We start from the raw sequence: 20,888 nt of genomic DNA, 5'->3' as shown, positions 1-20,888 counted from the left end.
CCTCCATGCCGCGCAATCCCCTTCTCGCCTTCGGCGCGCTGCTGCTCGCCGCCCTGCTCGGCGCCGCCGCCTTCGCGCTGCTCCAGCCGCTGCTGCTTCCGGGCGGCGCCGACCGTGCGCGGACCGAGGCGATCGTCCACGACTACATCCTCTCACACCCGGAGATCCTGCCGGAGGCGATGCAGAAGCTGCAGGAGCGGGAGGTCGGAAAGGCCGTTGACGCCAATCGCGTCGCGATCGAGACGCCGTTCGCCGGCGCCTGGGCGGGCAACGCGCAGGCCGACGTCACGCTCGTCGCCTATATGGACTATGCCTGCGGCTATTGCCGCGCGAGCCTGCCGGCGATCGACAAGCTGCTCGAATCCGATCCCAAGGTGCGCATCGTCTATCGCGAGCTGCCGATCCTGAGTCCCGGCAGCCGCACCGCCGCCGAATGGGCGCTCGCCGCCGCGCAGCAGGGTAAGTTCCGCCCGTTCCATGCCGCGCTCTACGCCGAAAGCCGGCTCGACGAGGCCGCGATCCAGCGCGCCGCCGCCAAGGCCGGGCTCGACGTCGCCGCCGCCCGCACCGCCGCCGGCTCGCAGGCGGTCCAGCAGGAGATCGCGCGCAATATCGGCCAGGCCGGGCAGCTCGGCATCACCGGCACGCCGACCTGGGTGGTCGGCGACCAGATGCTGAGCGGCGCCGTCGGCTACGATGCGCTGGTCGCGGCGGTCGCCCGCGCACGCAAGGCGGGCTAGGCTGGATCGACGTTCCCACTCTCCCCGTTCGTCTCGAGTAGGGATCGAGCTTGTCGAGAGCCCGTATCGAGAGAGCCACGAGCGTTGACCTCTCGCTACATCCTAAGGCACCGCACGTGCCGCCGGTGCGTTGATCCGCGACATGTTTCCGGCCGCGTCCGGCCTGCTGAGGAGCTGTTCCATGCGAGTATCGTTGCGCTTCCTGCCGATCGCCCTCGTCCCGCTGCTCGCCGGCGGCTGCGTCGCGAAGACCGCGTGGGACGTCGCCACCGCGCCGGTGCGTGCCGGCTCGCAGGTGGTCGACTGGACGACCACCAGCCAGGACGAGGCCGACCGCAACGCCGGCCGCAAGCTGCGCAAGCAGCAGGCCGAAGAGGAACGCCAGCGCCGCAAGGAAGAGAAGCAGGCCAGCAAGGATGCCGAGCGCATCCAGCGCGACAAGCCCTACTGAGCGCGGCGCTCCGCCAGCACCCCGGCGATCGCGCGGAGCACCTCGGCACGGGTCTGCACGCCCAGGTGGCTGCTGCACACCTCGATCGCGCGGCAGTCCTGGCCGCGGCAGGCGAGCCCGTTGACCAGGCCGTCGCTGCGGCTCCAGATCGCCGTGGCGGGGACCGGCAGCGGGCTGCGGATCAGCGCCGCCAGCGCCAGCGTCTCCGCCGCGTCGATCCGGTCGCCGGTGATCCGCTGATACGCGCGCCACACCCGCGTCGCGCGCGCCGGGCCGGCATAGGGGGACGACACCGTGATCACCTCGGCCACGCGGTCGGGCAGAAGATGCGCCGCCAGTCGCGCCATGATCCCGCCCAGGCTCACCCCGATCAGCGTCACCGGCGCGCGCGCCTCCTCCGCCGCTTCCGCGACGATCGCGAGCAGCCGCTCGCCCTCGCCACCGATCGTGCGCCGGCCCAGGTTGCGGCCGAGCCCCCAGCCCGACGCGCGATAGCCGATCGTGTTCAGATAGCGGACCATCAGCGCGGTCGAACGATCCGAGTTGAACAATCCCGGTAGCACCAGCACCCGCCGGCCGTCGCCCGGAGGTGCGGACAGCAGCCCGCGCCACGTCAGCGACAGCTGCGCCAGTCCCCAGGCGGCACGCGGCCATTCGCGCAGCGTGTGGCGCAGCGGCGGGGGGCCGAGCGGCGCGCTCACGGCAGCCAGCGCATCACGGTGACCGGGAACGGCGTCCACGCCCCCATCCGCACTCCGGCATGGCGCAGCGCCTCGCCGGTCCAGCTGTTGCAGGTGCGCAGCGCGCTGTAGTGGCCGTGCGCGGTGTAGAAGGCGTCCGCCCGCCCATAGCCCGGCACGCTGCCCGCCAGCCCGTCGGGGCCGGTGGAGAAGCTCGAGCGGATGAAGTCGGCGAGGCGGCGGTACTCCGCGGGCCGCAGCACCAGCGCGCGGACGCCGGGCTCGCCCGCCCGCGGCTCGGGCAGATGGCCGACGTGGAGCACGGTGTCCTCGCTTCCGAACGCGGCGCGCAGCACGGTCGACGGCTTGAGGTCGCCCCACGTCGGCGTGCCGACGTAGAAGGCGCGGTCGCCCCAGCCGATCGAGAGATGGCTGTGCCCGGCATAGCGCGGGTCGCGCAAGTGTTCGGGCCGCACCAGATCGCGCCAGTCGACGCCGACCGCCGACACCGGCACGACGATGCCGGTGTGGATGCCGTTGTCCTCGACATAGATGCGCACGCCGTCTTCGGGCGCCTGCCACGCGCGATGGACCGGGATCGCCCCGCCGATCAGCCCGGCGAGGCCATAGCCCAGCAGCACGACCACGACCGTCGCCAGCAGGATGCGCACGGCGCGGGCGGCGCGGCGCAGGGGGATGGCGGTCGGCACGGACCCGATGCTAGCCGCTCCCGCTCCGGCCGGAAAGCGCGTCAGATGTCGAGCGCCCAGCCGTCGCGTCCGGCAGGATCGAACGGCGCGGTCGGCACATAGCGCTCCGCGCCGGCACGCAGCCGTAGGATCGTCCAGTCGCCCCGGTCGTCCCGCGCCTCCAGCGTGCAGCCGCAGGCGGCGTAGGCGTCGATCACCTCGGCGGCCTGGCGCCCGAGCAGCCCGGCGAGCACCACCGTCGCGTGCGGCGCGGCGATTGACGCGAGCTCCGGCGCCATCGACACCAGCGGCCCGGCGAGGATGTTGGCGATCACCAGGTCGTAGGGCGCCGCGGCGGTGATCGCGTCCGCCAGCGCGCCGTCGGCGACCACCAGTTCGATGTCCGCCACGTCGTTCGCCACGGCATTGTCGCGTGTCACGTCGATCGCGACGGGATCGATATCGGTCGCGACGATCCGCGCCGCGGGCCACAACTCGCGCGCGGCGAAGGCGAGCAGCCCGGTACCCGTGCCGACGTCGATCGCCCGCTCGAAGCGCTCGCCGGCAAGTCCGTCGAGCATCGCCAGGCAGCCGCTGGTCGTCTCGTGGTGGCCGGTGCCGAACGCGCGGCCCGCCTCGATCCGGAACACCCGCGCGCCGGCCGGCGGCGGCGCGTCGTGCGCGGCGGTGTGAACGTAGAAGCGGCCGACGTGCAGCGGCGCGAGCCCCGCCTGGCTCATCGTCACCCAATCCTCGTCCTCGAGCCGCTCGATCGCGGGCGCCAGCCCGCGCGCGCTCGGCACCAGCGCCTGCACCGCCGCGACCGCGGCATCGTCGGGTTCCACCTCGAAATAGGCGTCGAGGTGCCAGCGCTCGGCATCGTCCTCGACATCCTCGGTGGTCATCAGCACCGGCGTCGGATCGAGGCCGAGATCGGCCTCGGCATCGATCGCTTCCGCTTCCAGGCGGGTGCACGGCAGGGTCAGCTTCCAGCTGGGCATGGGGAGAGTCCTTGAAGAGGGCGCGGCGCCGGCCCGCTCCCCACCCGGCCACCCAACGCCAGTATCCTATGGGTGGCCGGGTGGGGGCGCGGGCCGGCGCCGCAGCAAAGAGCAAATCAGCGCACGTAGCTCGCGCCGTTGATGTCGAGCACCGCCCCCGTCATCGACGCCGGCGCCTCCAGCGCCAGGAAGCGCGCGGCCGTTGCGACCTCGTCGGGCATCGCCACCCGGCCGAGCGGGATGTCGGCGAGCAGCTTCGCGCCGCCGCGGCTCTCGACATAATCCTCGGCCATGCCCGTCATCGTGAAGCCGGGGCAGATCGCGAAGGCGAGGATATCCTCGGCGGCATAGCCGCGCGCGATCGTCTTGGTCATCGCCACCATGCCGGCCTTGGCGGCGGCGTAGTGCCAGTGCGCCGGGCTGTCGCCGCGATAGGCCGCGCGGCTCGCCACGTTGACGATCCGCCCCCCGACGCCCCGTTCCTGCCAATGCAGCACCGCCAGCCGGCACAGCTCGGCCGCGGCGGTCAAGTCGATGCGCATCGTCCGCTCCCAGCCGGCGACCCAGTCGTCGTGCGGCAGGTCGAGCGGCGTCGCCTCGAACACGCCCGCATTGTTGACGAGCACATCGATCCGCCCGTCGAGCGCGTCGAGCGCCTGTTCCCACAAGCGCCGCGGCGCGGCGGGGTCGGCGAAGTCGGCGGCGATGCCACTGGCGGTGCCGTGGCCGACGACACGCGCGCCGGTACCGTCGAGCGTGTCGGCGATCGCCGCGCCGATGCCGCGCGAGCTGCCGGTAAGAAGGATATGGGTCATCGCCTGCGGATAGAGGCTGCGGCGCCCCGGCGCCAGCGCCGCCAGCCGCGTCTCAGCCCGCAACCTTCGCGACGAACTCGCCCGCGCTCGCCTTCAGCACTGCCAGCTCGCCGTCCAGCGCGGCGAACCCCTCGCCCACCCGGTCGATGCCGCTCGCCACCGTCTCGGTCTCGGCGCGGATCGCGGCGATGGTGGCGGACATCGAGTCGGCAGTAAGCGCGGTCTCGTCGACCGCGGCGGTGATCGCCGCCACCGTCTGCGCCTGCACCGCCATCGCGTCGCGGATGCGGTCGGCGCTCTCGCGGACCTCCACCACGGTCGAGCGGATCGAGGCGTTGGTGTCGACGGTCGAGCGCGTGGCGGACTGGATCGCCTCGATCTTGCCGGCGATGTCGTCGGTCGCGCGCGCGGTCTGGCTGGCGAGGCTCTTCACCTCCTGCGCGACCACGCCGAAGCCGCGGCCGGCATCGCCGGCGCGCGCCGCCTCGATCGCGGCGTTGAGCGCGAGCAGGTTGGTCTGGCCGGCGACGTCGCGGATCAGCCCCAGGATCGACTCGATCGACTTGGCATGGCCCGACAGCGTCTCCGACACCGCGACCGCGGTTCCCGCCTGGCCGGCGGCACGCTCGGCGATCGAGGCACTGCCGTCGACCTGCGCGCGCGCATCCTTGATCGCGCGGATCAGCCCGGCCGCGGTCGCCGCCGCCTCGCGCATCGCCAGCGCCGACTGCTCGGCGGCGGCAGCGACGTTCGATGCCTTGTCGAGCATCCCGCGCGCGCAGGTCGAGGCGTGCGCCGCCTGCACGCGCAGGTCGTCGCCCCGGCTCGTCGCGCGCTCGACGGTGCTGCCGATGCTGTCCCGGAACTCGACCGACAGCCGATCGCGCTCGGACCGCTCGTTGAACTGGTAATAGGCGTTGTAGATCTCGACGAAGATCGCCGCCTCGAGCGATCGCAGCCGCAGCAGCAGCGCGACAAAGCCGGCGTAGCGCGGGTCGGTCGCGGGAAGCTCGGTCTGCAGCGTCGCCAGCATCGCGCGCCCTCCGGCGTCGCCCATCGAAAGGATCGCGGTCAGCGACACGTCGGCGGCATAGGCGCTGGCGATCGTGCGCTCGATCGACTCGATCCAGGCGGGCTCGTCGAGTCGGGTGAAGCGGTTGCGCAGATAGATCGCGCCGAGCTCCACCATCCGCTCGTGCCGGTGCGGCGCCCAGTCGCGGCTCTCGCCGTAGAAGCGCTGCCACTGGCGCCAGTGCGCCGCCGAGATCTCGAGCGCGCCCGGCTCGATCACCGCCCACATCGCCCGCGCCTGCTCGATCTCCGCAGGTCCCAGGTCGAACAGTCGCAGCCGCTCCGCGAGATCGATCGTCCGGCTCACGCCCTCCGCGGGCGGCAACTGCTTCTCCGGCATCGGCCTTTCTTCCCCCTGTGAACGGCGTTCCCGTGCCGTTTCAACCGGATGATAGCCGCGCCGGGGTTAAACGCCAGTTAGCCAAGGATTTGCGTTGCGGCTTGCATCGCCCCCGCCCCCGGGTAGATAGGCGCGGTTCGCGAAAGGAATAGTCTTGGCTTCCAAACCCTATGCGCGCCCGCTGTCGCCGCATCTCGGCATCTGGCGCTGGGGCCCGCACATGCTGGTCTCGATCGTCCACCGCGCCTGCGGAGTCGCGCTGTCCGTCGGCCTCGCGCTGATGGTCTGGTGGCTGGCCGCGCTTGCCGGCGGCGAGAAGAGCTACGCGCGCTTCGTCGACGTGTTCACGCTGTCGGGCGGCGGGCTGAACGTGATTGGCTACATCGTCGGCATCGGCCTGACGCTGGCGCTGTTCCAGCACATGGCGAGCGGCGTGCGCCACTTCGTGCTCGACATCGGCGCCGGCTACGAACTGCGCAAGGGCAAGCAGAGCGCGATGGCGACGCTGGTGTTCTCGCCGCTCGCGACGATCGCCTTCTGGGCATGGCTGCTGGCAGGGAAGTTCTGATGGGCAACGGTACGAGCATCGGTCGCGTCCGCGGCCTCGGGGCCGCCAAGGCGGGCACCCATCACTGGTGGCATCAGCGGCTGACGGCGGGGTCGAACCTGCTGCTGCTCCTGTGGTTCCTCTTCTCGATCGCGCGGCTGCCGGCCTATGATCTCGCCAGCGTCACCGGCTGGCTGGGCTCGGCCTGGGCGGCGGTGCCGATGCTACTGCTGGTCGGCAGCGTCTTCTACCACGCGCGCCTCGGCCTCCAGGTCGTGATCGAGGACTATCAGCACGACGAGACGCGAGTCGTGTTCCTGCTCCTGCTCAACCTCGTGACCGCGCTCGGCGCCGGCCTCGCCATCTTCTCGATCCTCCGGATCGCCTTCACCGGGACTCCCGCCTGATGCCTGAAGCCTACAAGATCATCGACCACACCTATGACGCGGTGGTGGTCGGCGCGGGCGGCTCCGGCCTGCGCGCGACGATGGGGATCGCCGAGGCGGGCCTCAAGACCGCCTGCATCACCAAGGTGTTCCCGACGCGCAGCCACACGGTCGCGGCGCAGGGCGGCATCGCCGCCTCGCTCGGCAACATGGGTCCGGACCACTGGACCTGGCATATGTTCGACACCGTCAAGGGCTCCGACTGGCTCGGCGACCAGGACGCGATCGAATATCTGTGCCGCGAGGCGCCCGCCGCCGTCTACGAGCTGGAGCACGCCGGCGTGCCGTTCAGCCGCACGCAGGAAGGCAAGATCTATCAGCGCCCGTTCGGCGGCATGATGCAGAACATGGGCGAGGGTCCGCCCGCGCAGCGCACCTGCGCGGCGGCGGACCGTACCGGCCACGCGATGCTCCACGCGCTCTACCAGCAGAGCCTGAAGTACGACGCCGACTTCTTCATCGAGTATTTCGCGCTCGACCTGATCATGGAGAACGGCCAGTGCCGCGGCGTGATCGCGCTGTGCATGGAAGACGGCTCGATCCATCGCTTCCGCTCGCATTCGGTCGTGCTCGCGACCGGCGGCTACGGCCGCTGCTATTTCTCGGCGACGTCGGCGCACACTTGCACCGGCGACGGCGGCGGCATGGTGCTGCGCGCGGGGCTCCCGCTCCAGGACATGGAGTTCGTCCAGTTCCACCCGACCGGCATCTACGGCGCGGGCGTGCTCATCACCGAGGGTGCGCGCGGTGAGGGCGGCTATCTCACCAACTCCGAGGGCGAGCGCTTCATGGAGCGCTATGCCCCGTCGGCGAAGGACCTGGCGTCGCGCGACGTCGTGTCGCGCTCGATGGCGATGGAGATCCGCGAAGGGCGTGGCGTCGGCAAGGAAGGCGACCACATCTTCCTCCACCTCGACCACATCGATCCCAAGGTGCTGGCCGAGCGGCTTCCGGGCATCACCGAGACCGGCAAGATCTTCGCCGGCGTCGACCTGACGCGCCAGCCGCTGCCGGTGGTGCCGACCGTCCACTACAACATGGGCGGCATCCCGACCAACTTCCACGGCGAGGTCGTCCACCTGAAGGACGGCAACCCGGACGCGGTCGTCCCCGGCCTGTTCGCGGTCGGCGAGGCGGCCTGCGTCTCGGTGCACGGCGCCAACCGCCTCGGCTCCAACTCGCTGATCGACCTCGTCGTGTTCGGCCGCGCGACCGGCCTGCGCATCAAGGACACGCTCAAGCCCGGCACGTCGCACAACCCGCTGCCCAAGGGCTCGGAAGAGATGGCGCTCGGCCGCCTCGACCACTTCCGCAACGCCAAGGGCGGCACGCCGACCGCGCAGCTGCGCCTCGACATGCAGAAGACGATGCAGCGCCACTGCGCCGTCTTCCGCACCGACGAGCTGATGGCCGAGGGCGTCACCAAGATGGAGGGCGTCTATGCCGGCATGCAGGACATCGGCATCACCGACCGCTCGCTGATCTGGAACACCGATCTGGTCGAGACGATGGAGCTCGACAATCTGGCGGGCCAGGCGCTGGTGACGATCCGCGGCGCGATCAACCGCAAGGAAAGCCGCGGCGCGCACATGCACGAGGATTTCCCCGAGCGCGACGACGCCAACTGGATGAAGCACACCATCGCGACCTTCGACGGCTGGGGCGGCAAGGGTGGCAGCACCACGCTCGATACGCGTCCGGTGCACGACTACACGCTCACCGACGAGATCGACTACATCAAGCCCAAGAAGCGCGTGTACTGATCGCGCCTCAGCGGCCGAGAATCCGGGGGGGGGACGGCAACGTCCGCCCCCTTTTTCTTTCCGCCGTCTGCCCAGCATCGGAACCATTGCGCATCCGGCACGGTTTGCGCGGCATGACCGACGCCACCGACTATCCGCTGCTCGCCGCGCCGCACGTCCATCTGGCGGGGCCGGTCGACCAGGCGATGTACGCCGATTTCCGCCAGCAGATGCTGAACGCCCCGACCGAGGGCTCGCTGGTGATCTCGATCTCGACGCTGGGCGGCGACCCGGAGGTCGCGCGCGCGATGGGCGACGACGTCCGGCTGATGCGCGAATACACCGGCCGCGAGCTGCTGTTCCTCGGCAAGGTCGCGGTCTATTCGGCCGGCGCCACCTTCATGGCCGCCTTCCCCGTCGAGAAGCGTTTCCTCACCAAGGGTACGCGGCTGATGCTGCACGAGCGGCTGATGACCAGCACGGTCAATCTCTCGGGCCCGCTTAAGGCGCTGACCTACACGCTCAAGGCCAAGCTGCACGAGATCGAGCATTCGATCCGAATCGAGGAAGAGGGGTTCCGCGACCTCGTTGCCGGTTCCGACGTGCCGTTCGAGGAACTGGTCGAGAAGGCACCCTCCAACTGGTACATCGACGCGGAAGAGGCCAAGCGTCGCCGGCTGGTGCTCGACGTGATCTGAGACGGAGCCGTCGCGGATCGCCTCACGCGTCGGCCGGCATCCGCGCGACCAGCAACGTCAGCAGTCCGGCGAGCAGCGCCGCGATCCAGATCGCTAGGTCGCCGATCAGCTGGAAGGCGCCGGCACCGCCGACCGTGCCGAACACGAAGCCGCCCCAGAACAGCAGGTCGCGCCACCAGCCGAGCCGACCGCCCACCCCCATCAGCGCGTCCGCCAGCCGCTGGCCGAATCGCACCAGCGTGCCGGTCATGTAGGTGAGCCCGACCCGCACCTCGCCGTTGCCGCTGAACACCGCATTCTCCGCCCCCATCGCGGCGGCGAGCAGCACCAGTCCGAGCTGGCGCGGTCCGAAGCCGACGCACAGCGCCGCGAGCGCGAGCAGGGTGGTGACCAGCAGCATCACCGCTTCGCGCGCCCGCATGCCCGCGGCGCGCGCGGCGATGGCGCCACCCATCACGCCGGAGACGAAGCCGAGCAGCAGCGCGGCGGCGGTGCGCATCTCCGCCTGGAGGCCGGAGGCGACCGCGACGCCCAGCCGCGTGGTATTGCCGCTCATGAACGAGGCGAAGAAGCCGGCGAAGCTGGAGAAGGCGACGGCGTCGACGAAGCCGGCCAGCGCGGCGAGCAGCACGGCGACCAGCAGCAGGGGAACGGGAAGGCGTTGCATGACGCCTTTTCGCGATTTCGCGCCGCCGCGCCAACCCCGTGCGGCAGGGGTTTCGCGACGGACGGCGAGGCGCTAGCGGCGGATGCCGTGCCCATCGAGTCCCTCGCCCCCGGTCCTGTCCTGCAGGCGCTCAACCTGTTCGGCATCGCCGTGTTCGCCGCCACCGGCGCGCTGGCAGCCGCGCAGCGCGGGCAGACGCTGGTCACCGCCGCCTTCTTCGCGCTGATCACCGGCGTCGGCGGGGGCACGGTGCGCGACCTGTTGATCGGTGCGTCGGTCTTCTGGATCCGCGACGCGCAGACCGCCGCGCTGTGCCTGGGAGCGGCGCTGGTGATCTGGGTGACGCCCGAGCGCTGGTGGACGCATCGCGCCTTCGAATGGTTCGATGCCGTGGGCCTGTCGATCTACGCCGTCTACGGCGCGGCCAAGGCGCTGAGCTTCGGCGTGCCCCCCACCCCGGCGGCGGTCATGGGCGTGGTGACGGCCTGTGCGGGCGGCATCCTGCGCGACATGCTGGTGGGCGAGCCGTCGATCCTGATGCGGCCGGAGCTCTACGTCACCGCCGCCGCGCTGGCGGGCGGGCTCTACGTGCTGCTGATCGCGCTGGGGCTGCCGACCTATGTGGCGGCACCCTGTGCGGCGAGCGCCGGGTTCCTGCTGCGCGGCGCGGCGATCCGCTGGAAGCTGGCGCTCCCCGCCTATCGCGGGCGCCGCTAAGCCGCCACCCGCCGGCGCGAGCCTTGCCCTCAGGCGCGCACCACCCCGACGTCGCGAAACGAGCGCGGCTCGGCCGGGGGCATGGCGGTGTGCGCCAGCTCGCACTGCCACAGGCCGATGTCGATCCACTGGCCCTGCTTGTAGCCGATCGAGCGGATCACGCCGGCGCGGCGGAAGCCGACCGCCTCGTGCAGCGAGATCGACGGGCCGTTGGGAAGCGCGATCACGCCCATCGCCTGGGTGAAGCCCTGCGCGCGTAGCGTGACGATCAGCGCCTCGTACAGCAGCCGCCCGACGCCCTGCCCGTGCGCGTTGCCGGCGAGGTAGATCGTCGTCTCGACCGAGAAGCGATAGGCCTGCCGCTCGCGGAACGGTCCGGCATAGGCGTAGCCGAGGATCTCGCCCGGCCCGGTCTCGCCCAGCGGATCGGTGCCGGTCGCGACCAGCCAGGGGTAGAAGCCGTCCTGCGCCGCCATGCGCTCGGCGATGGCGTCGGCGTCGGGGGACTGCTCCTCGAAGCTGATCGTGCTGCCGGTCACATAGCCGGCGTAGATCGCCGCGATCGCCTCGGCATCGCGCGGGGTCGCCGCGCGGATCGCGATCACAGCCCGAGCCGGGCGAGCAACAGGTCGAGCAGCCGCACGTCGCCCTGCGTCGGGATCACCGGTCCGAGCGCGGCGCATTCCAGGCAGCGCGCCTGCATCGCCGCACCGCCCCGCACCAGCCGCCGCGCATCGCCCAGCGCCTGGGCAAGCAGCGCGCGCCGCTCGCCGGCTAGCCGCGAGACGAGGTCGGTCGAAGCCGATCCGACGCGGTCATCGTTGTTGCCGGCCGACAGCGTCTCGGCGAGTTTGGCGAGCGGGTTCGGCTCCTTTTCCAGATATGCGGCATGGACGGCGCCCGGATCGAGGTCGGCGCGCCGCGCCGCCTCGGCGACGGCGTCGGACAGCGTGCCGAAGCGGTCGACCAGCCCCAGCTGCCGCGCGGTCCCGCCGTCCCACACCCGGCCCTGGCCGATCTCGTTCACGCGCTCAGGGGTCATCTTGCGCGACTGCGACACCAGCCCGACGAAGCGGCGGTAGCCGTTCTCGATCGTCGCCTGCACCAGCGTGTCGAACGTCGCGTTGGTGCCGCCCAGCACGTCGGGCTGGCCGGTCAGCGGCGTGGTCTGCACCCCGTCGCTGGTGACGCCGATCTTGGCGAGCGTGTTCTCGAACGTCGGGATCAATCCGAAGATGCCGATCGAGCCGGTGATGGTGTTGGGCTCGGCGAACACGACGTCGCCGGGCGTCGACACCCAATAGCCGCCGCTCGCGGCCAGGCCGCCCATCGAGACGACCACCGGCAGGCCCTTCTCCTTCGCCTGCAGGATCGCCTGGCGCATCTGCTCGGACGCGAGCGCCGAGCCGCCGGGCGAATCGACGCGCACCACCAGCGCCTTCAGGTCCTTTTCGGCGAGGCCCTTGAGCAGCAGCTTCGCCACCGTGTCGCCGCCGGCGGTGCCGGTGCCGGAGTCGCCGTCGACGATCTCGCCGGCGATGGTGAGGATGCCGATCGCGGCGCCGGTCTGCGGCACCGGGTTGGCGGCGATCCAGTTGCGCAGCGGAATCGCCTTGAAGCTGCCCGGCGTCTTGTCGTCGCCCAGCCCCACGCCGTCGAACTCGGCGACGCGCTTGCCGAAGGCGACGCGGTCGCCCAGCCGGTCGACGAGGCCGCCGGCAAGGTTGGCGTTGGCGATGTCGCCGCCGGCCGCGACCACCAGCCGCTCGGGCTGGCTTACGAAGTCGCCGACGCGGGCCTTGGGCCGGGCCTTGGCGACGGCGTCGCGCCACTGACCGAAGATCGCGCCGTAGAGCGCCTTGTTGGCGGCGCGCGCGGGCTCCGACTGGTCGGCGCGGGTATAGGGCTCGACCGCCGACTTGAACTCGCCGACGCGGTAGACGTGGGCGTTGACGCCCAGCTTGTCGATCAGCCCCTTGTAGTAAAGCTGCGATCCGCCGGGTCCGGTGAACATCGCCCCGCCCATCGGGTTGACCCAGATCTCGCTGGCGTTGGCGGCGAGCAGATAGCTCGAATCCGTATAGCCGGTCGCATAGGCGAGCACCGGCTTGCCGCTCGCCCGCACCCGGCCGACCGCGGCTGCGACTTCGGCCACCACCGCCGGATAGCCGCCGACGAAGCGGTCGAGGTCCAGCACCACCACCTTCACCCGATCGTCGCCGCGCGCCGCGTCGAGCGCCTGCACCACGTCGCGCAGGCGATGCTCGCGCGCGACGCTGGCGCCGCTCAGCAGCGCCATCGGGTCGACCTCGCTCGGCTGCTCGACCACCGTGCCGTCGAGCGCGACGAGCAGCGCGCCGGGCTTGATCGCGGGATTGGGCTTCGCCGCCAGCGCCGCGAACAACAGTCCGAAGAACAGCAGCATCGCCAGCAGGACGAGCCCGTCCTTCACCGCGACCAACACCTTCCAGGCACCCCGAACCAGTTTCACGCAGCCATCCTCATCAGCGATGTCGTGCGGTGCTAGAGCAGCGCCCAGGGGGAGTAAACCGCAGCGCCCCAGGGATGCCTTCCCCGGCCGACCCCGTGTCGCGACCGGCTCGCCGCAGCCGTCACGCGCCTGTCTTCATCGGACATAATTTTCGGCCGGGGCACCCGTTGACGATGCCGGGGGGCGATCGCATATGCGGGCTGCTGGCACTCGCTGGGGGTGAGTGCCAAGAACCTATTTGCAGGAAAGGAAAGCGCGCATGAACTTTCGTCCGCTGCACGATCGTGTGCTCGTTCGCCGCGTCGAGGCCGAAGAAAAGACCGCCGGCGGGATCATCATCCCCGACACGGCCAAGGAAAAGCCGCAGGAAGGCGAAGTCGTCGCCGCCGGCAACGGTGCGAAGTCCGAGGACGGCAAGGTCACGCCGCTCGACGTCAAGGCCGGCGACCGCATCCTGTTCGGCAAGTGGTCGGGCACCGAGGTCAAGGTCAATGGCGAAGACCTGCTGATCATGAAGGAAAGCGACATCCTGGGGATCGTCGGCTGATTTCCTGACCCGGTTCCGTGCTCCTGCGAAGGCAGGAGCCGAGAGCCAAGCATCCAGAACCCTGGGCTCCTGCTTTCGCAGGAGCCCGAGATAGAAGGAATTGCCACATGGCAGCCAAGGACGTGAAATTCAGCCGCGACGCGCGCGAGCGCATCCTGCGCGGCGTCGACATCCTCGCCGACGCGGTGAAGGTGACGCTTGGGCCGAAGGGCCGCAACGTCGTGATCGACAAGAGCTTCGGCGCGCCGCGCATCACCAAGGACGGCGTCACCGTCGCCAAGGAAATCGAGCTCAAGGACAAGTTCGAGAACATGGGCGCCCAGATGGTGCGCGAAGTGGCCTCGAAGACCAACGACCTCGCCGGTGACGGCACCACCACCGCCACCGTGCTCGCCCAGGCGATCGTGCGCGAAGGCATGAAGTCGGTCGCGGCCGGCATGAACCCGATGGACCTGAAGCGCGGCATCGACCTCGCGGTCACCAAGGTGATCGACGACGTCAAGTCGCGTTCGAAGCCGGTCTCGGGCTCGTCCGAAGTCGCGCAGGTCGGCATCATCTCGGCCAACGGCGACCGCGAAGTCGGCGAGAAGATCGCCGAGGCGATGGAGAAGGTCGGCAAGGAAGGCGTGATCACCGTCGAAGAGGCGAAGGGTCTCGATTTCGAGCTCGACGTCGTCGAGGGCATGCAGTTCGACCGCGGCTACCTGTCGCCCTACTTCGTCACCAACCCGGAAAAGATGACGGTCGAGCTCAACGATCCGTACATCCTGATCCACGAGAAGAAGCTGTCGAACCTGCAGGCGATGCTTCCGATCCTGGAAGCGGTCGTCCAGTCGGGCCGTCCGCTCCTGATCATCGCTGAGGACATCGAGGGCGAGGCTCTGGCCACTCTCGTCGTCAACAAGCTGCGCGGCGGCCTGAAGGTCGCAGCGGTCAAGGCGCCGGGCTTCGGCGATCGCCGCAAGGCGATGCTCGAGGACATCGCGATCCTGACCAAGGGCGAGGTGATCTCCGAGGATCTCGGCATCAAGCTGGAGTCCGTGACCCTGGGCATGCTCGGCACCGCCAAGCGCGTCACCATCGACAAGGACAACACCACCATCGTCGACGGTGCGGGTGAAGCCGACGCGATCAAGGGCCGCACCGACGCGATCCGCCAGCAGATCGAGGTCACGACCTCCGACTACGACCGCGAGAAGCTCCAGGAGCGTCTCGCCAAGCTGGCCGGCGGCGTCGCCGTGATCAAGGTCGGCGGTGCGTCCGAGGTCGAGGTGAAGGAGCGCAAGGACCGCGTCGACGACGCGCTGCACGCGACCCGCGCGGCCGTCGAAGAGGGCATCGTCCCGGGCGGCGGTACCGCGCTGCTCTACGCGTCGAAGGCGCTCGAAGGCGTCACCGGCGTCAACGAGGACCAGACCCGCGGCGTCGACATCGTCCGCAAGTCGCTGACCGCGCTGGTTCGCCAGATCGCGACCAACGCCGGCCACGACGGTGCGGTCGTCTCGGGCAAGCTGCTCGACCAGACCGACACCTCGTTCGGCTTCAACGCGTCGACCGACACCTACGAGAACCTGGTCTCGGCCGGCGTGATCGACCCGACCAAGGTGGTTCGCACCGCGCTGCAGAACGCGGCCTCGGTCGCCGGCCTGCTCATCACCACCGAAGCGGCGGTGAGCGAGCTGCCGGAAGACAAGCCCGCGATGCCCCCGATGGGCGGCGGCGGCATGGGCGGCATGGGCGGCATGGACTTCTGATCCGATTGCGGCCCAGGCCAGCTTGTGCTGGCCCGGGACCCGCACCGGATCGGCCGGCGGGCTTCGGCCCACCGAAGTCCGTCCGACGTCCGCACCGGCTTTGCCGGTGCCGTCCCAAGGAACGGGGCCGGAGGGGAAACCTTCCGGCCCTTTTCTTTGGCCCCCTTTCTTTCCGCGTTCCCAAGGTCGATGAAGGAGGCAGGCGCCGTCCGGCGCATCATCCACGGGAAGCCGCATGACCGATCTCAGCCGCCGCGAAGCCCTCGCCACCTCCGCGCTCGCCGGCCTCGCCGCCGCCACGCCCGCCTGGGCGCAGCAGGCCGCCACCCCGGCGCCCGGCGCCGGCACCGCAGCCTGGGACCTCACCGAACTCTATCCCAGCGACGCCGCCTGGGACGCCGCGCGCGTGAAGGCGCTCGCCGACGCGAAGGCGCTGGCCGAGTGGAAGGGGCGGCTGGGCGAAAGCGCCGAGACGCTCGCCAAGGCGCTGTCCGCCCAGTCCGACGTCGGCCGCACCGTCTCGCGCCTCTATACCTACATCAGCCTCAAGGCCGACGAGGACGTCCGCGTCGCCGCCAACCAGGAGCGCCGCGCCCAAGCGACCGATCTGTGGGTGGCGATGGGCGAGGCGACCGCCTGGACCAGCCCCGAGCTGCTCGCGCTGGGCCGGGAGAAGATCGAGTCGTTCGTCGCGCAGAACGCCACGCTGCGGACGCGCTTCGGCTTCCTGCTCAAGAACATTCTGCGCCAGGCCGAGCACACGCTGACGCCGGAGGGCGAGGCGCTGCTCGCCAGCGCCGGGGCCGCGCTGTCGGGGCCGGACACTGTCGCCGAGCAGCTGCGCTCGTCCGACATGCCGCGCCCCACCGTGACGCTGTCGACCGGCAAGTCGGTGCGGCTCGACGATCAGGGCTATTCGCTCAACCGCGACGCGCCGGTACGCGCCGACCGCAAGCTGGTGTTCGACGCCTTCTGGAAGAGCTACGACGCGTTCGAAAGCTCGCTGGGCGCCGCCTATGTCGCCAAGATCAAGGGCGACATCTTCCACGCCAAGGCGCGCAACTACCCCAGCTCGCTGGCCGCGGCGCTGTCGGGCGGCAACATTCCCGAGGGCGTGTACCGGACGCTGGTACAGGAAACCAACGCCGGCCTGCCGCAGCTCCACCGCTATTTCGAACTGCGCCGGCGGATGCTCGAGCTGCCGGACATGGCGTACTACGACATCTACCCCCCGCTGGTGTCGCTCGACCGCCGCTTCACCCTGGCGGACATGCGCACGCTGACGCTGGACGCGACCAAGCCGCTCGGTGCCGATTATCAGAAGCTGATCGCGCAGGGGACGGCGGCGCGCTGGATGGACCCCTTCCCGCGCACCGGCAAGCGCTCGGGCGCCTACATGAACCCCGGCGCCTACGACGTGCACCCCTATCTGCTGCTCAACCTGGGCGAGAACTACGAGGGGCTGTCGACCTATGCGCACGAATGGGGGCACGCGATCCATTCGCTGCTGTCCAACCGCGCCCAGCCCTACGACATGGCCGACTATCCGATCTTCCTCGCGGAGATCGCCTCGACCGCGAACGAGGCGCTGCTGGTCGACGCCATGCTCAAGCGCGCGAAGACCCGCGAGGAGAAGCTGTTCTACCTCGGCCAGCGGATGGAGAGCATCCGCGGCACCTTCTTCCGCCAGGCGATGTTCGCCGAGTTCGAGCTCGCCGCGCACGAGCTGGCCGAAAAGGGCGAAGGAGTGTCGGGCGAACGCTTCACCGAGCTCTATCTCGACCTGCTCAAGCGCTATCACGGGCCGAAGGTCGCGATCGACCCGGCCTATGCGATCGAATGGGCCTATATCCCGCACTTCTATTCGAACTTCTACGTCTACCAATACGCCACCTCGATCACCGCGGCGGAGTATTTCGCGCGCTCGGTGCTGACCGGCGGCACGGCCGAGCGCGACCGCTATCTGACGGTGCTGAAGGCGGGCGGATCGGACTATCCGATCGACATCCTCAAGCGCGCGGGCCTCGATATGACCAGCCCCGAGCCGTACCGGCAGCTGGTGCAGAGCTTCAAGGAGACGCTCGACCAGGCCGAGGCGCTGATGGCGTAGCGCCTATCGTCTCTCGTCATCCTGACGGAAGTCAGGATCCATTGCCGCTCCGGCAGTTGCGGAGCGCCGCGCGAATGGATGCTGACTTCCGTCAGCATGACTAGAATGGGCCGGGCGTACGCGACGGTCCCGTTTTCGCCGTGGCGCGGATTGCGGCAAGCGTGGGAGAGAGGCGGTCATCCCGCCGGCGCACCGCCTCCTCCTGCCTCAGAAAATCCCCAGGAACTTCTTGCGCTGGGTCTTCTTTTCCTCGCCCGAAGCCTTGCCGTCCTCTTCCTTCGAGGTCGTGCCCTGCCCGACGTCGTCGCGCGGCTTGCCCTTGGTGGTGCGCTGCGCCTTGGCGGTGGCACCCGCGAGAACCGGGCCGCACGCCGCCGCCTTGGCATCGCCCACGTCGACGAAGGCGAGCAGCCCCCCGACCGGCGTCGCCACCGCCGCCAGGCCTAGGCCCACGCCGGCGCGGCCGACCAGCTCGGGGCTGATCACGTCGAAGCCGGGCTTGGCGAAATAGCCGTTGATCCCGACCGGCGACTGGCCCGCAAACACCGAGAACTTCTTGGAGTCGGCGCGGAAGGCGAGGTCGATCGCCTCGGTCTTGAAGCTGAACCCGCCGCGGCCGAGCATCACGTTCTTCTGCGTGTCGATCAGGATCGGGTCGGCCGCCGCGACGCCGTTGCGCACGGTGAAACCGATCAGCCCGCAGTTGATCTGCACCGGCTCCTTGAGCTTGTCCTCGAACATCTTCTGCACGAACGTACCGACGTCGATTTCCGACAGCTGGACGTTGCGCGTCCAGAAGCTGCCCTTGGGCATGATGAAGGCGATCCGGCCGTTCGCGCTCGCAAGCGAATCATGCACGCTGTTGCCGCTTCCGGTCATCTTCACCCGGCCCGAGACGGTGCCGCTGGTGCCCGCTTCCGCCACCCCGAACCCGGCGAGCAGCCGGCCCATCGGCGTCGGTGTCAGGCGGATGTCATAGTCGGTGAAGACCGGCGACCGGCGCGCGTTGATGCTGATGTCCGACCGGACCGATCCGCGCGCCATCGTGAAGTTCAGCGGCGACAGCTTGAGCAGCCGGTCTTCGAGCGACAGGCCGAGCCGGATGTTCGACACCGGCACGTTCTTCGACCGTACCTGCTGCACCGTCCATTCGACCTTGGCGTCGAAGTTCTTGAGCGCGTCGACGTTGAGCGGCGTGTCGGGCAGCAGCCGCGGCCGGCCGGCGACCTGGGTGACGGCGCCCGCCTTGCCCTGGGTCGCAACCTTGTCCGGATTGTAGCCGATGAACGGTGCCGCATCGACGATGTCGAGCCGGCGGGTGGCGATGTCGGCAGTCAGCAGCATCCGCGGCTCGCGCTGGAACACGCTGAAGCGGCCGGCGAGGTCGCTGTCGCCGAAGGTACCCTTCAGCTTGGTGAAGCGCCATTCCTCGCCATCCTTGGTCAGCGCGGAGGCGAGGTGATAGCGCCGCGTGTCGGGCACGGTCATGCCGGCGGCGAGGAACAGGTTGGCGAGGTTGCGCCCGCGCACGTCCAGGTTCAGGTCGGCGCCCTCGAGCACCGTCGGCTCGGGCAGCGTGCCCGACACGGTCGCGACCGTGTCGACCGCGCGCACCGTCAGCGCCAGCTGGGTCCGCCCGCCCGCCAGCGTCGCGTCGGGCGACAGCAGCGCGCCCGTCAGCGTGAACGGGGTACCGCGCGCACGCCCGTCGCCGTCGAAGCGGATCGCGCTGGCGAACTTCGTGTCCTTGGCCTCCACCGTATGGAAGCGCAGGTTGGCGAGCAGCCGCATCGACGGGTCGCTGTAGCGCAGGCCGCTGTTGGTCACCGCCGCCTGGCGCACCACCGGCATGTCGAACGGCTCGCCCTTGGCGTTGGGATCGCCGAAGGTCCAGCTGTTGCGGCGATGGTCGGCGTCCCAGGCGAGGTCGACGCGGGCGCCGTCGAGCGCCACCCAGTTGATCCGCCGCTTGCCGAACAGGAAGGTCAGCGTCGCGGTCGAGCTGTCGAGCTTCTTCGCCTCGAAGAAATTGCCGCCGCCCGCCCAGGCCGGGTTGGAGACGGTGATCCCCTCGGCCAGGAACTTGAGGTTGATCGGATTGAAATAGAATTGGAAATCGCCGGCAACGCGCACCTGCCGCTCGGTCGAGCTCGACGCGATCTTCTCGAACGTGTGCTTGAGGAAACGTCCCTTGGTGACGAACAGGATCGCCCACACCAGGAAGATCGCGACGAGGATGCCCAGCAGCACCCGCAGCACGATGGTGAGCCAGCGCGGCCGGGCGCGGCGCGGCGGCGCCGTCTTCGCCGGCTCGGCGGGGGACGGCGGCACGGGGTCCGCGAGAGGAGCGTCGTCGCGATCAGCCATGCCGGGCAAAACTCGCCGTCCCCGTAACGAGTTCCCGCGACGCCGCCGCCGCGGTTGCAAGCCGCCGGCCATTGGGCTAAGCGCGCGCTCTTTCCACGACTCTTCGAGCCCGTCTCGAGGGATCGCCCGGCCAACAGGGCTGCCGCGGCGATCTGCTGGGTCGTGATAACAAGGAGACCAAAATGCCCAAGCTCAAGACCAAGAGCGGCGTCAAGAAGCGCTTCAAGTTCACCGCCACCGGCAAGGTGAAGCACGGTGTCGCCGGCAAGCGCCACCGCCTGATCAGCCACAACGCCAAGTACATCCGCCAGAACCGGGGCACCTCGGTGCTCGCCGACGCCGACGTGGCACACGTCAAGGCGTGGGCTCCCTACGGCCTGCGTTAAGGAGTACTGACACATGGCACGCATCAAGCGCGGCACGACGACCAAGACCAAGCACAAGCGTATTTTGGATCAGGCGAAGGGCTATTACGGCCGTCGCAAGAACACGATCCGCATCGCGCGTCAGGCCGTCGAAAAGGCCGGCCAGTACGCTTATCGCGATCGCAAGGTGAAGAAGCGGACCTTCCGCGGTCTGTGGATCCAGCGCATCAACGCGGGCGTCCGGGCCGAAGGCCTGACCTATTCGCAGTTCATGCACGGCCTGAAGCTCGCGGGCATCGACCTGGACCGGAAGGTCCTGGCCGACATCGCGATGCACGAGGGTGAGGCATTCGCAGCCATCGTCGCTCAGGCGAAGGCGGCACTGCCGGAGCAGGCCGCGGCGTAACGCCCGGCTGCCCGTCCAGGCACAGGAAAGGCGTCGGTGGGCAACCACCGGCGCCTTTTTCGTTGCGCGTTTATCCAGCGCGCAGCCGCCACTCCCGTCATCCCAGCGAAAGCGGGACCTTTGCATAAAGCTGGGGATGTGATTCTCTTCGCTGGGTATCGGAGAGATGAGATGCGCAAGCAGACGAGGCCGGCGTCCTTTGCGGACCTGTTGGTGGTTGGCGGGGGGAGCGCGCGTCTGGATC

Annotated in this window: 21 protein-coding genes; 12 read left to right on the top strand and 9 right to left on the bottom strand. The window is 69.7% G+C overall.

Translation table 11 applies throughout. The features are described 5' to 3' along the window. Window positions 1–5 precede the first annotated feature (5 nt). Window positions 6–740, top strand: coding sequence for a DsbA family protein (locus ACBY01_RS02710; RefSeq protein ID WP_416459227.1), 735 nt, complete (start codon window positions 6–8; stop codon window positions 738–740). 181 nt (window positions 741–921) lie between these two features. After that, window positions 922–1,191 carry a hypothetical protein gene (locus ACBY01_RS02705; RefSeq protein WP_416459226.1) on the top strand — a complete coding sequence of 90 codons (270 nt, stop codon included), beginning with the start codon at window positions 922–924 and terminating at the stop codon, window positions 1,189–1,191. Here the strand turns inward: ACBY01_RS02705 and ACBY01_RS02700 are convergent. The 5 genes from ACBY01_RS02700 to ACBY01_RS02680 form a co-directional block, all read right to left on the bottom strand. After that, a complete protein-coding gene (locus ACBY01_RS02700; protein ID WP_416459225.1) occupies window positions 1,185–1,931 on the bottom strand; it encodes an alpha/beta hydrolase in 747 nt (248 codons plus the stop codon). The genes ACBY01_RS02705 and ACBY01_RS02700 overlap by 7 nt on opposite strands. Then, window positions 1,889–2,581: a TIGR02117 family protein gene (locus ACBY01_RS02695; RefSeq protein WP_416459224.1), complete on the bottom strand. Its 693-nt coding sequence runs from the start codon at window positions 2,579–2,581 to the stop codon at window positions 1,889–1,891. Before ACBY01_RS02695 ends, ACBY01_RS02700 begins: the two co-directional genes overlap by 43 nt. Before the next feature lie 41 nt (window positions 2,582–2,622). Beyond that, window positions 2,623–3,561 (bottom strand): 50S ribosomal protein L11 methyltransferase, encoded by a 939-nt coding sequence (locus tag ACBY01_RS02690; protein WP_416459223.1) that lies wholly within the window; start codon window positions 3,559–3,561, stop codon window positions 2,623–2,625. 116 nt (window positions 3,562–3,677) lie between these two features. After that, complete coding sequence (locus ACBY01_RS02685) at window positions 3,678–4,376, bottom strand: SDR family NAD(P)-dependent oxidoreductase (RefSeq protein WP_416459222.1); 699 nt, start codon at window positions 4,374–4,376, stop codon at window positions 3,678–3,680. A 52-nt stretch (window positions 4,377–4,428) separates the two neighbouring features. Continuing rightward, a complete protein-coding gene (locus ACBY01_RS02680) occupies window positions 4,429–5,787 on the bottom strand; it encodes a methyl-accepting chemotaxis protein (protein WP_416459221.1) in 1,359 nt (452 codons plus the stop codon). 154 nt (window positions 5,788–5,941) lie between these two features. Between ACBY01_RS02680 and sdhC the strand changes: the two genes are divergently transcribed. The 4 genes from sdhC (at window position 5,942) to ACBY01_RS02660 (ending at window position 9,220) form a co-directional block, all read left to right on the top strand. Further along, window positions 5,942–6,355 carry a succinate dehydrogenase, cytochrome b556 subunit gene (gene sdhC, locus ACBY01_RS02675; protein WP_416459220.1) on the top strand — a complete coding sequence of 138 codons (414 nt, stop codon included), beginning with the start codon at window positions 5,942–5,944 and terminating at the stop codon, window positions 6,353–6,355. Continuing rightward, window positions 6,355–6,741: a succinate dehydrogenase, hydrophobic membrane anchor protein gene (gene sdhD / locus ACBY01_RS02670; protein ID WP_416459219.1), complete on the top strand. Its 387-nt coding sequence runs from the start codon at window positions 6,355–6,357 to the stop codon at window positions 6,739–6,741. The genes sdhC and sdhD overlap by 1 nt, the downstream gene beginning before the upstream one ends. Further along, the gene (sdhA, locus tag ACBY01_RS02665) at window positions 6,741–8,543 is read left to right on the top strand and encodes a succinate dehydrogenase flavoprotein subunit (protein ID WP_416459218.1); all 1,803 of its coding nucleotides are present in this window, start codon (window positions 6,741–6,743) and stop codon (window positions 8,541–8,543) included. The genes sdhD and sdhA overlap by 1 nt, the downstream gene beginning before the upstream one ends. A gap of 113 nt (window positions 8,544–8,656) precedes the next feature. Continuing rightward, window positions 8,657–9,220, top strand: coding sequence for an ATP-dependent Clp protease proteolytic subunit (locus ACBY01_RS02660; protein ID WP_416459217.1), 564 nt, complete (start codon window positions 8,657–8,659; stop codon window positions 9,218–9,220). Window positions 9,221–9,242: 22 nt separating this feature from the next. On the opposite strand, the gene ACBY01_RS02655 is transcribed toward ACBY01_RS02660, so the two are convergent. Next, window positions 9,243–9,887 carry a YoaK family protein gene (locus ACBY01_RS02655; RefSeq protein WP_416459216.1) on the bottom strand — a complete coding sequence of 215 codons (645 nt, stop codon included), beginning with the start codon at window positions 9,885–9,887 and terminating at the stop codon, window positions 9,243–9,245. An 87-nt stretch (window positions 9,888–9,974) separates the two neighbouring features. Here ACBY01_RS02655 and ACBY01_RS02650 point away from each other — a divergent pair, with 87 nt between their 5' ends. Further along, on the top strand, window positions 9,975–10,604 hold the full coding sequence (locus ACBY01_RS02650; RefSeq protein WP_416459215.1) for a trimeric intracellular cation channel family protein: 630 nt from the start codon (window positions 9,975–9,977) through the stop codon (window positions 10,602–10,604). Between the two features lie 29 nt (window positions 10,605–10,633). Here the strand turns inward: ACBY01_RS02650 and ACBY01_RS02645 are convergent, their stop codons facing one another. Both ACBY01_RS02645 and sppA read right to left on the bottom strand, forming a co-directional pair. After that, a complete protein-coding gene (locus tag ACBY01_RS02645; RefSeq protein WP_416459214.1) occupies window positions 10,634–11,209 on the bottom strand; it encodes a GNAT family N-acetyltransferase in 576 nt (191 codons plus the stop codon). Next, window positions 11,206–13,095 (bottom strand): signal peptide peptidase SppA, encoded by a 1,890-nt coding sequence (gene sppA, locus ACBY01_RS02640; RefSeq protein WP_416459213.1) that lies wholly within the window; start codon window positions 13,093–13,095, stop codon window positions 11,206–11,208. The genes ACBY01_RS02645 and sppA overlap by 4 nt, the downstream gene beginning before the upstream one ends. Before the next feature lie 259 nt (window positions 13,096–13,354). Here sppA and groES point away from each other — a divergent pair, with 259 nt between their 5' ends. The 3 genes from groES to pepF all read left to right on the top strand — a co-directional run bounded on the left by groES (window position 13,355) and on the right by pepF (window position 17,506). Beyond that, window positions 13,355–13,642 carry a co-chaperone GroES gene (gene groES, locus ACBY01_RS02635; RefSeq protein WP_264939482.1) on the top strand — a complete coding sequence of 96 codons (288 nt, stop codon included), beginning with the start codon at window positions 13,355–13,357 and terminating at the stop codon, window positions 13,640–13,642. A gap of 107 nt (window positions 13,643–13,749) precedes the next feature. Beyond that, entirely contained in the window at window positions 13,750–15,396 is a 1,647-nt protein-coding gene (groL, locus tag ACBY01_RS02630; protein ID WP_416459212.1) for a chaperonin GroEL, read from the top strand. Between the two features lie 235 nt (window positions 15,397–15,631). Then, a complete protein-coding gene (pepF, locus tag ACBY01_RS02625) occupies window positions 15,632–17,506 on the top strand; it encodes an oligoendopeptidase F (RefSeq protein ID WP_416459211.1) in 1,875 nt (624 codons plus the stop codon). 207 nt (window positions 17,507–17,713) lie between these two features. Here the strand turns inward: pepF and ACBY01_RS02620 are convergent, their stop codons facing one another. Further along, complete coding sequence (locus ACBY01_RS02620; RefSeq protein WP_416459210.1) at window positions 17,714–19,873, bottom strand: AsmA family protein; 2,160 nt, start codon at window positions 19,871–19,873, stop codon at window positions 17,714–17,716. 182 nt (window positions 19,874–20,055) lie between these two features. On the opposite strand from ACBY01_RS02620, the gene rpmI reads away from it, so the two are divergent. Together rpmI and rplT are read left to right on the top strand one after the other, a co-directional pair. Beyond that, window positions 20,056–20,259: a 50S ribosomal protein L35 gene (gene rpmI, locus ACBY01_RS02615; RefSeq protein ID WP_125961808.1), complete on the top strand. Its 204-nt coding sequence runs from the start codon at window positions 20,056–20,058 to the stop codon at window positions 20,257–20,259. Between the two features lie 13 nt (window positions 20,260–20,272). Beyond that, window positions 20,273–20,644, top strand: a complete 372-nt coding sequence (rplT, locus tag ACBY01_RS02610; RefSeq protein ID WP_416459209.1) for a 50S ribosomal protein L20 — start codon at window positions 20,273–20,275, stop codon at window positions 20,642–20,644. The last annotated feature ends 244 nt before the right edge of the window (window positions 20,645–20,888 follow it).

Source organism: Sphingomonas mangrovi (genome assembly GCF_047975845.1).
Classification (GTDB): Bacteria; Pseudomonadota; Alphaproteobacteria; order Sphingomonadales; family Sphingomonadaceae; genus Sphingomonas.
The sequence above is the reverse complement of the archived record's forward strand: the minus strand, read 5'-3'. Positions and strand labels throughout refer to the sequence as shown.